The sequence below is a fragment of the Cupriavidus sp. UBA2010 genome (genome assembly GCF_002335265.1).
Taxonomy (GTDB): Bacteria; Pseudomonadota; Gammaproteobacteria; order Burkholderiales; family Burkholderiaceae; genus Cupriavidus; species Cupriavidus metallidurans.
Map to the genome: position 1 here is coordinate 130,897 of NZ_DDCI01000026.1, position 9,188 is coordinate 140,084.

Annotated in this window: 6 protein-coding genes; 2 read left to right on the forward strand and 4 right to left on the reverse strand. The window is 65.2% G+C overall.

The features are described from left to right. Nucleotides 1-75: 75 nt before the first annotated feature. From parC to B2246_RS21415, 3 genes are all read right to left on the reverse strand, one after another. Complete coding sequence (gene parC / locus B2246_RS21405; protein ID WP_286881742.1) at nucleotides 76-2,406, reverse strand: DNA topoisomerase IV subunit A; 2,331 nt, start codon at nucleotides 2,404-2,406, stop codon at nucleotides 76-78. 154 nt (nucleotides 2,407-2,560) lie between these two features. Then, nucleotides 2,561-3,355, reverse strand: coding sequence for a lytic transglycosylase domain-containing protein (locus B2246_RS21410; protein ID WP_008649958.1), 795 nt, complete (start codon nucleotides 3,353-3,355; stop codon nucleotides 2,561-2,563). Nucleotides 3,356-3,425: 70 nt separating this feature from the next. Beyond that, the gene (locus tag B2246_RS21415) at nucleotides 3,426-5,420 is read right to left on the reverse strand and encodes a DNA topoisomerase IV subunit B (RefSeq protein WP_286881744.1); all 1,995 of its coding nucleotides are present in this window, start codon (nucleotides 5,418-5,420) and stop codon (nucleotides 3,426-3,428) included. A gap of 201 nt (nucleotides 5,421-5,621) precedes the next feature. Between B2246_RS21415 and B2246_RS21420 the strand changes: the two genes are divergently transcribed. Both B2246_RS21420 and B2246_RS21425 read left to right on the forward strand, forming a co-directional pair. Beyond that, nucleotides 5,622-6,833 carry an MFS transporter gene (locus B2246_RS21420; protein ID WP_008649955.1) on the forward strand — a complete coding sequence of 404 codons (1,212 nt, stop codon included), beginning with the start codon at nucleotides 5,622-5,624 and terminating at the stop codon, nucleotides 6,831-6,833. A 1-nt stretch (nucleotide 6,834) separates the two neighbouring features. Next, the gene (locus B2246_RS21425; RefSeq protein ID WP_008649954.1) at nucleotides 6,835-6,960 is read left to right on the forward strand and encodes a hypothetical protein; all 126 of its coding nucleotides are present in this window, start codon (nucleotides 6,835-6,837) and stop codon (nucleotides 6,958-6,960) included. Nucleotides 6,961-7,029: 69 nt separating this feature from the next. On the opposite strand, the gene B2246_RS21430 is transcribed toward B2246_RS21425, so the two are convergent. Beyond that, nucleotides 7,030-8,955 (reverse strand): ATP-binding cassette domain-containing protein, encoded by a 1,926-nt coding sequence (locus B2246_RS21430; RefSeq protein ID WP_286881745.1) that lies wholly within the window; start codon nucleotides 8,953-8,955, stop codon nucleotides 7,030-7,032. Between the last annotated feature and the right edge of the window lie 233 nt (nucleotides 8,956-9,188).

Consider the following 9,188-nt stretch of genomic DNA (forward strand, 5'->3'; position numbering starts at 1 on the left):
TCTCCCGCCCAGCAGGAGAGGGGCCGGATCAGAGAATCAGAGGACCAGCGCCGGAGTCACCGACGCCGTTCCCCTTTACTCCCCAACCTTTACCGGCTCGATCTTCACTTCCTTGAGGCGCGGCTCGATCGCCTTGCCCTTGCGGGCGCGCTTGCCAACGTAAGGGATCAGCGTCTTGCCGGCCAGCTTCTGCGGCGGCACCTTGCCGCCACGAACGCCGATGCCCGAGATCATCAGGCCCGGCGCGCCCACGGCCACCGCCTGCATCAGCGTTTCCTTCGGTTCCAGCTCCATCAGGATCACACCGCGGCCACCGGCCGACAGCACCTTGACCTCGTCCAGCGCCGCCAGCAGCAGTCGGCCATTGGCCGAGAAGCAGGCCACGTGCGTGCACTCGTCGCCAATCGGCGTCGGGGCCAGCAGCGTGTCACCCTTGTCCAGCGTGACAAAGGCCTTGCCCGCCTTCTGGCGGCCGATCATGTCGCCAACCTTGGTAACGAAGCCATTGCCACCCGCCGTGGCGATCAGCATCCGTTGCTCGGCGGCACCGGCGAACGTGTGCGCGATCTGCGTGCCGGCGGCCAGGTCGATCAGCGTCGTCACAGGCACGCCATCGCCCCGCCCGCCCGGCAGGCCCGATACGGCCACCGAGTACACGCGGCCGTTGCTGCCGAACGCCAGCAACGTGTCAACGGTGCGGCATTCGAAGGTGCCGTAGAGGTTGTCGCCCGCCTTGAATGTGAACTGCGACGCATCGTGGCCGTGGCCCTGGCGCGTGCGCACCCAGCCCTTGCCCGACACGATGACCGTCACCGGCTCGTCGATCACCTTTACCTCGGCGGCGGCACGGCTGGCCTCCTGGATCAGCGTGCGACGCGGATCCTTGTCTTCCGGGCTGTACTGCTTCGCGTCCTGCTCGATTTCCTTGATGATGCGACGGCGCATCATCGTCTCGGACTTCAGCAGCACGTCCAGTTCGGCCTGCTCGTCGCGCAGCTTCGCCAGTTCCTGTTCGATCTTGATCGCTTCCAGGCGCGCCAGCTGGCGCAGGCGGATTTCCAGGATGTCCTCAGCCTGGCGGTCGCTCAGGCGGAACGCCTCGATCAGCGCGGGCTTCGGCTCATCGCTTTCGCGGATGATGCGGATCACCTCGTCGATGTTCAGCAGCACCAGCATCCGGCCTTCCAGGATGTGGATGCGATCCTCCACCTTGGTCAGCTGGAAGCGCGTGCGGCGCGTCACCGTGGCAAAGCGGAACTCGATCCACTCGCGCAGGATTTCCTGCAGCCCCTTCTGGCGCGGACGGCCATCGGTGCCGATCATCACCAGGTTGATCGGCGCGCCCGATTCCAGGCTCGTATGCGCGAGCAGCGTCTGGATGAAGTCCTGCTGCTCGGTGTTCTTGCTCTTGGGCTCGAACACCAGGCGTACCGGCGCATCCTTGCCCGACTCGTCGCGCACCGCGTCGAGCACGGACAGCATCGTCGTCTTGAGCTGGGTCTGCTCGGGCGTCAGCGCCTTCTTGCCGGTGCGGATCTTCGGGTTGGTGATTTCCTCGATTTCCTCGAGCACCTTCTGCGCCGACGTGCCCGGCGGCAGTTCGGTCACCACCATCTGCCACTGACCCCGCGCCATTTCCTCGATGGTCCAGCGCGCACGCACCTTCAGGCTGCCACGGCCGCTTTCGTAGATCTGGGCGATCTCGGACGCCGGCGAAATGATCTGGCCGCCGCCCGGGTAGTCCGGCCCCGGCATCAGCGCCAGCAGGTCCGCCAGCGAGATATTCGGGTTGCGGATCATCGCCACCGTGGCACCTGCCACTTCGCGCAGATTGTGCGGCGGAATTTCGGTGGCCATACCCACCGCGATGCCCGATGCGCCGTTCAGCAGCACGAACGGCAGTCGCGCGGGCAACAGCTTCGGCTCTTCTTCCGAACCGTCGTAGTTCGGCAGGAAGTCCACCGTGCCCATGTCGATTTCATCGAGCAGCAGGCGCGAGATCGGCGTCAGGCGGGCTTCCGTGTAGCGCATGGCCGCGGCGCCATCGCCATCGCGCGAGCCGAAGTTGCCCTGGCCGTCGATCAGCGGATAGCGCAGCGAGAAGTCCTGCGCCAGGCGTACCAGGGCGTCATAGGCGGACTGGTCGCCATGCGGGTGGAATTTGCCGAGCACCTCGCCGACCACACGGGCGGACTTCACGGGCTTGGCATCGGCACGCAGCCCCATCGCCTGCATGGCGAAGAGAATGCGGCGCTGCACGGGCTTCTGGCCGTCGGCCACTTCGGGCAGCGCGCGGCCCTTGACCACGCTCACGGCGTAGTCGAGATAGGCGCGCTCGGCGTAGCGAGCAAGCGTCAGCGAATCGGCAGGCTCGTCGGCCTGAAACGTAATGTCTGGTTGATCCATGTTTGGCAAGATTTCGGCCCGGCAGGCACCTGCGCGCCCGGCAGCCGGCTGTTGCAGTCAGCGTGGGATTCTAAAGGAAGTGGATGGCGATACCGCCGCAAACTCTGGCCGCGTGGCAAATCCATCTCAGGAAGCGGCATCAGGCGTCCGCATGTCAGGGCATGGGCCGGCGACCGCCGATCACCATCCTGACCCGCTCGGCCGCCATGCCGGTCCGCACCACGCGCGCACCGGACGCCTCGCCCGGCTGGTACAGGCGATAGAACTCCAGCACCGTGGCGACATACTGCTGTGTCTCGGGAAATGGCGGGATCTGGTTGTTGTAGCGTTGCACGGCGCCCTCACCGGCGTTGTACGCGGCCAGCACCAGCTCCAGGTTATTCGGGAACAGCTCCATCAGCCAGCGCAGGTACCGCACACCGGTGGTGATGTTCAGACGCGGATCGGCCAGTTTCTGCTCCACGGTCCCGCGCTTGTCTGCGGCGATGCCAAAGCGCGCGCCCGTGTCCGGAATCACCTGCATCAGTCCGATCGCGCCCTTCGGCGACACCGCCGTCGGATTGAAGCCGCTCTCCACGGCCATCACGGCCTTGACCAGTGCCGGGTCCACGTTCTGCGCCGCAGCCGCCTTCTGGATGATCGGATCGACCATCGCCAGGTTCGGATGGTTGAGCACGTAGCGGTACAGCTTCTCGCGCTCGGGGTCCAGCTTGCCGCCGGGCAGGCCGCCTTGATGCAGATTGGGCAGATTGCGCATGTTGCCCGAATCGAAGCTGCCGCCATCCTTCATGAACAGCTTGTAGCGCGCATCGAGCCTCGCATCGGCAAAGTGCGCCACGCCATCGGCGTCGATAAAGCCCCAGAGTTCCGCATGGGCAGGCGCGGCAAGGCAGAGCGACGCCAGCGCGGCGAGCGTTCCTGCCACCCGCGCTGCCACCCGCGCCACCATCCGCCCAGATTGGCGGAATCGACCGAATCGTCCGATGTTGTTGCTACCCTGCCTCATATGCGCGCTGCCGTCAGATGTCGGCCTCCACTTCGTTGCCCTTCTCTTCCAGCCAGCTTCGTCGTTGCGAGGCTTCGCCCTTGCCCATCAACATGTTCATCATGGTGACGGTCTGCGGCATGTCGAACTCGCCCAGCGACACCGGCAGCAGCCGGCGCGTATCGGGATTCATCGTCGTCTCCCAGAGCTGCCCGGCGCTCATCTCGCCAAGGCCCTTGAAGCGCGAAATCTGCCACGCGCCTTCCTTGACGCCATCCTTGAGCAACTTGTCCTGGATGGCTTCGAGCTCGCCTTCGTCGAGCGCATAGAGCTTCTGCGCCGGCTTCTTGCCACGCGCCGGCGCATCCACGCGGAACAGTGGCGGGCGTGCCACGCAGACGTTGCCGTTGGCCATCAGCTTCGGGAAGTGGCGGAAGAACAGCGTCAGCAGCAACACCTGGATGTGCGCCCCGTCAACGTCCGCATCGGACAGGATGCAGATCTTGCCGTACCGCAGGTTCGACAGGTCGGGCTCGTCGTCCGGGCCATGCGGGTCAACGCCGATCGCCACCGCAATGTCATGCACTTCGTTATTGGCGAACAGGCGGTCGCGCTCGGTCTCCCAGGTATTGAGCACCTTGCCGCGCAGCGGCAGGATGGCCTGGAATTCCTTGTCGCGGCCCATTTTGGCCGAACCACCGGCGGAGTCGCCCTCCACCAGGAAAATCTCGTTGCGCTCGACATCGGTCGATTCGCAATCGGTCAACTTGCCGGGCAGCACGGCCACGCCGGAGCCCTTCTTCTTCTCGACCTTCTGCGCGGCACGCGTGCGGGCCTGAGCCTGGCGAATCACCAGTTCCGCCAGCTTCTTGCCGAAATCGACGTGATGGTTCAGCCAGAGTTCGAGCGCCGGGCGGCTGAACGTGGAAACCAGACGCACGGCGTCACGGCTGTTCAGCCGCTCCTTGATCTGGCCCTGGAACTGTGGATCGAGCACCTTGGCCGACAGCACGAACGATGCACGCGCGAACACGTCTTCGCTCATCAGCTTCACGCCTTTCGGCTGCAGCGAGTGCATTTCGATAAAGCTCTTCACCGCCAGGAACAGGCCTTCGCGCAGGCCAGATTCGTGCGTACCGCCGGCTGGCGTGGGAATCAGGTTGACGTAGGATTCGCGCACCGGCGCGCCTTCCTCGGTCCACGCCACCACCCACGACGCGCCTTCGCCTTCGGCAAAGCCTTCCTCGCCGGCATTCTTGTCCGGGTCGGCAAAGTGCTCGCCCTCGAACATCGGGATCACGAGTTCGGCGCCGCTGCCCTGGGCCAGGGCCTCGACCAGATAGCCCTTCAGGCCCTGCTCGTACTGCCACACCGTCTGCTCGCCAGTCTTCTCGAGCACCAGCGTGACCTTCACGCCCGGCAGCAGCACGGCCTTGCTGCGCAGCAGGCGCTGCAGTTCGGCCATCGGGATTGCGGCCGAATCGAAGTACTTCGCATCCGGCCACACCTGCACGCGCGTGCCGCTCTTCTTCTCGCCGCGCTCGATCTTGCGCGTCGCCAGCGGGCGGGTCACTTCGCCACCGTGCTCGAACGTCAGCGTGGACACCGCCCCGTCGCGCCAGACCGTGACGTCCAGGCGCGTGGCCAGCGCGTTGGTCACCGACACGCCCACGCCATGCAGGCCGCCCGAGAACGCGTAGGCGCCGCCCTTGCCCTTGTCGAACTTGCCGCCCGCGTGCAGGCGGGTGAAGACGATTTCCACCACCGGCACCTGCTCTTCCGGGTGGATGCCCACCGGGATGCCACGGCCATCGTCTTCCACGCTGACGCTGCCGTCGCGATGCAGCGTGACCAGGATTTCGGTGCCGTAGCCGCCGAGCGCTTCGTCGGAGGCGTTGTCGATCACCTCCTGCACGACATGCAGGGGGTTATCGGTACGGGTGTACATGCCGGGCCGTTGCTTGACCGGCTCCAGACCCTTCAGGACCCGGATGGAAGATTCGCTGTACTGACTGGTTTTGCTCGCCATGGAGTCGTTTTGCGGAAAGTGGGACGCCCGGCCGTCGGCGGCCGGAATGCGCTGCATTGTAATGGATGGGCGCGGCACGAATCCCGCGCCGGCAAGATTGGATAGCGCGGAGTAAACTCGCCGGACCGCGCATACGGCACCTCCGCAGTCGCTATAGCAGCCGTCGACATAACAATAGAAACAATACCTACCGAGCCCGACATGACTGACCGCAAACTCTCCCTGACCACCGTCCTAGTGTGCGGTGGGCTGCTCGTGACGCTCTCGATGGGCATCCGGCATGGCTTTGGCCTGTTCAACCTGCCGATCACACAAACCCATGGCTGGAGCCGGGAGACCTTCGCCTTTGCCCTGGCGCTGCAGAACCTGATGTGGGGCGCCAGCCAGCCGATCACCGGCGCGCTGGCCGACAAGTTCGGCGCCCTGCGCATCATGATCATCGGCGTGGCGCTCTATGTGGCCGGTCTGGTCGTCATGGGACTGGCCACCAGCGGCACCGCCTTTGCCACGGGCGCCGGGGTGCTGATCGGCATCGCGCAGTCCGGCACCACGTACAGCGTGGTCTATGGCGTGATCGGCCGCGTGGCCAGCGCGGAGAAGCGCGTCTGGGCCATGGGCATCGCGGCAGCGGCCGGGTCTTTCGGCCAGTTCCTGATGATTCCGGTGGAACAGACGCTGATTTCCACCATGGGCTGGCAAAACGCGCTGTTCATCCTGGCATTCCTCGCGTGCTTCATGCTGCCTCTGGCGCTGACGCTGCGGGAACCGAAGATGGCCGCGACGACCACCGGCCATCACCAGACCATCGGCGAAGCGACGCGCGAGGCATTCGGCAACCGCAATTTCCAGTTGCTGACGCTCGGCTACTTCGTCTGCGGCTTCCAGGTGGTGTTCATCGGCGTGCATCTGGCCCCTTACCTCAAGGACCGGGGCTTCACCGATCCCAAGGTCGCCACGGTGGCGCTGGCGCTGATCGGTCTGTTCAATGTGTTCGGCACCTATACGGCCGGGTCGATGGGCCAGCGGATGCCCAAGCGCTACCTGCTGTCGTTCATCTATATCGCGCGCTCGGTGGTGATCGCCGGCTACCTGCTGATGCCGCTGACGGCGGCCAGCACCTGGGTGTTCGCGGCGCTGATGGGCTTCTTGTGGCTGTCGACGGTACCGCTGACCAACGGGATCATCGCCCAGGTATTCGGCGTGAAGTACCTGTCAATGCTGTCGGGCGTGGTGTTCTTCTCGCACCAGATCGGCAGCTTCCTGGGCGCATGGCTGGGTGGCTACCTGTTCGACAAGACCGGCAGTTACAGCACCGTATGGATGATCGCGATCGCGCTGGGCTTGATGGCCGCGGTAGTCAACCTGCCGATCCGCGAGCAGGCGCTGGTCCGTCCACAACCCGTGGGGGCCTGAGATGAGACTGGCCAAGGGCCTTGGATTCCTTGCCCTGGCGGCGCTGCTGACGCTGGGGTTTCTGGCTTACCTGCGCCCAGCGTTCATGGTCGACCTGACCAATATGGTGCTGGCGTGGTGCGGATGAGTGGATTGACTACCGACCAGCCCCTCTCTCCCACGCCGTGGGAGAGAGGGAGAAAACCAAGAGCAACGCTTAGGCGCCCTCGCCCTTCGTCTTCTTCTCCAGCACTTCCCAGCGTTCGAGCGCCTCGAGCAGCTCCATCTCGATCTCGTCGTGACGCGTGGCCAGATCGGCCGCCCGCTTCGGATCGGTGGCGTACATCGAGCCGTCCTCGAGTTGCGCGCCGATGGTCTTCTGCTCGGTCTCCAGCGACTGGATACGTTCCGGCAGACCGTCTAGCTCGCGCTGCTCCTTGTACGACAGCTTGACTGTGCGATTCGCGCCCCGCGCCTCGCGCGCGGCCGACTTTGGCGCCTCCGTGGCCTGCCTGGATTCAGCGCGGGCAGCCTGCAACGCCTGCGCACGGGCCGACTGTTCCAGCCAGTCCGAGTAACCGCCTACCGATTCGCGCCACATGCCATCGCCTTCGGCGGCGATCGTGGAGGTCACCACGTTGTCCAGGAACGCACGATCGTGCGAAACCAGGAACACCGTGCCGCTGTAGTCCTGCAGCAGTTCTTCCAGCAGTTCGAGGGTGTCGATGTCCAGGTCGTTGGTCGGTTCGTCCAGCACCAGCACATTCGCGGGCCGCGCGAACAGCCGTGCCAGCAGCAGCCGGTTGCGCTCGCCGCCCGACAGCGATTTGACCGGCGACCGCGCGCGTTCGGGCGCGAATAGGAAGTCGCCCAGGTAGCTCATCACGTGCTTGCGCTGGCCGTTGACCTCGACCCAGTCGCTGCCCGGGCTGATGGTGTCCGCGAGCGACTTCTCCAGGTCCAGCGACGTACGCATCTGGTCGAAGTACGCCACCTGCAGATTGCTGCCGTTGCGCACCGTGCCGCTGTCGGGCGGCAGTTCACCCAGAATCAGCCGCAGCAGCGTGGTCTTGCCGACGCCGTTCGGCCCGATCAGGCCGACCTTGTCGCCGCGCATGATCGTCGCGGTGAAGTCGCGCACGACCGCCTTGTCGCCATAAGCCTTCGACACGTTGGTCAACTCGGCCACGATCTTGCCCGAACGCTCGCCCTGCGAGACTTCGAGCTTGACGTTGCCCTGCACCTCGCGACGCGAGGCGCGCTCCGCCCGCATCGTCACCAGCCGCTGCACGCGCGCCACGCTGCGGGTACGGCGTGCTTCGACGCCCTTGCGGATCCACACTTCTTCCTGCGCCAGCAGCTTGTCGAACTTGGCTTGCTCCACGGCCTCGTTGGCCAGCAGTTCGGCCTTGCGTGTCTGGTAGGCGGCAAAGTTGCCCGGGAACGAAACCAGCCGGCCCCGATCGAGTTCGACGATGCGGGTTGCCACGCGATCCAGGAACGCGCGGTCGTGGGTAATCAGCAGCACGCTGCCGCGGAACCCGAGCAGCAGGTCTTCGAGCCAGCGGATGGCCTCCACGTCGAGGTGGTTGGTCGGCTCGTCGAGCAGCAGGATGTCCGGCTCGGCCACCAGACCCTGAGCCAGCGCCACGCGCTTCTGCAGACCGCCAGAAAGCGCGTCCACGCGCACGTGAGGGTCGAGCGCGAGCTTTGCCAGCGTGGTTTCCACGCGGGTACGCAACTGCCAGGCGTCGGCGGCATCGAGTTCGGCCTGCACACGATGCAGTTCGGCCAGGGTGGCCTCGTCGTTGTGGGTTTCCAGCTTGGTGAGCGCGGCGTCATAGCGCAGCAGCAGATCGTGCGCCGCGCCCATGCCCTGGCTCACCGCATCGAATACGGTCAAGCCCGGCGCGAACTGCGGCTCTTGCGCCACATAGGCGCACGTCACGCCGCTCTGGCGGGAGATCAGGCCATCGTCGGGCGCTGACATGCCGGCCACGATCCGCAGCAGGGACGACTTGCCCGTGCCGTTGCGGCCGATCAGGCCAACACGTTCGCCGGCTTCAAGGGAAAAATCGGTGTGGTCGAGCAACGCCACGTGGCCGAAAGCCAGCTGGGCATCGGTAATGGAGAACAGGGCCATGGTGGGTCCGACTGAGTAGGCCCAAGATTGTAGACGAGTCGCAGGCGTCGGCACCCCAAATGGCACCCCCGAAAAAAAGGGTTCTTCGGAGAATTCCGGGGACTGAATTGCCACATTCCGTATCCTAATGGCCGTTAAGAGGGCCGTTAAGAGGGCCGTTGCGGAACGGGATGCTGGATCGGAAGACGCTGCAGGCCTTGGGCTGCTGGGATGGCTACAAGCTGGATCCGGGG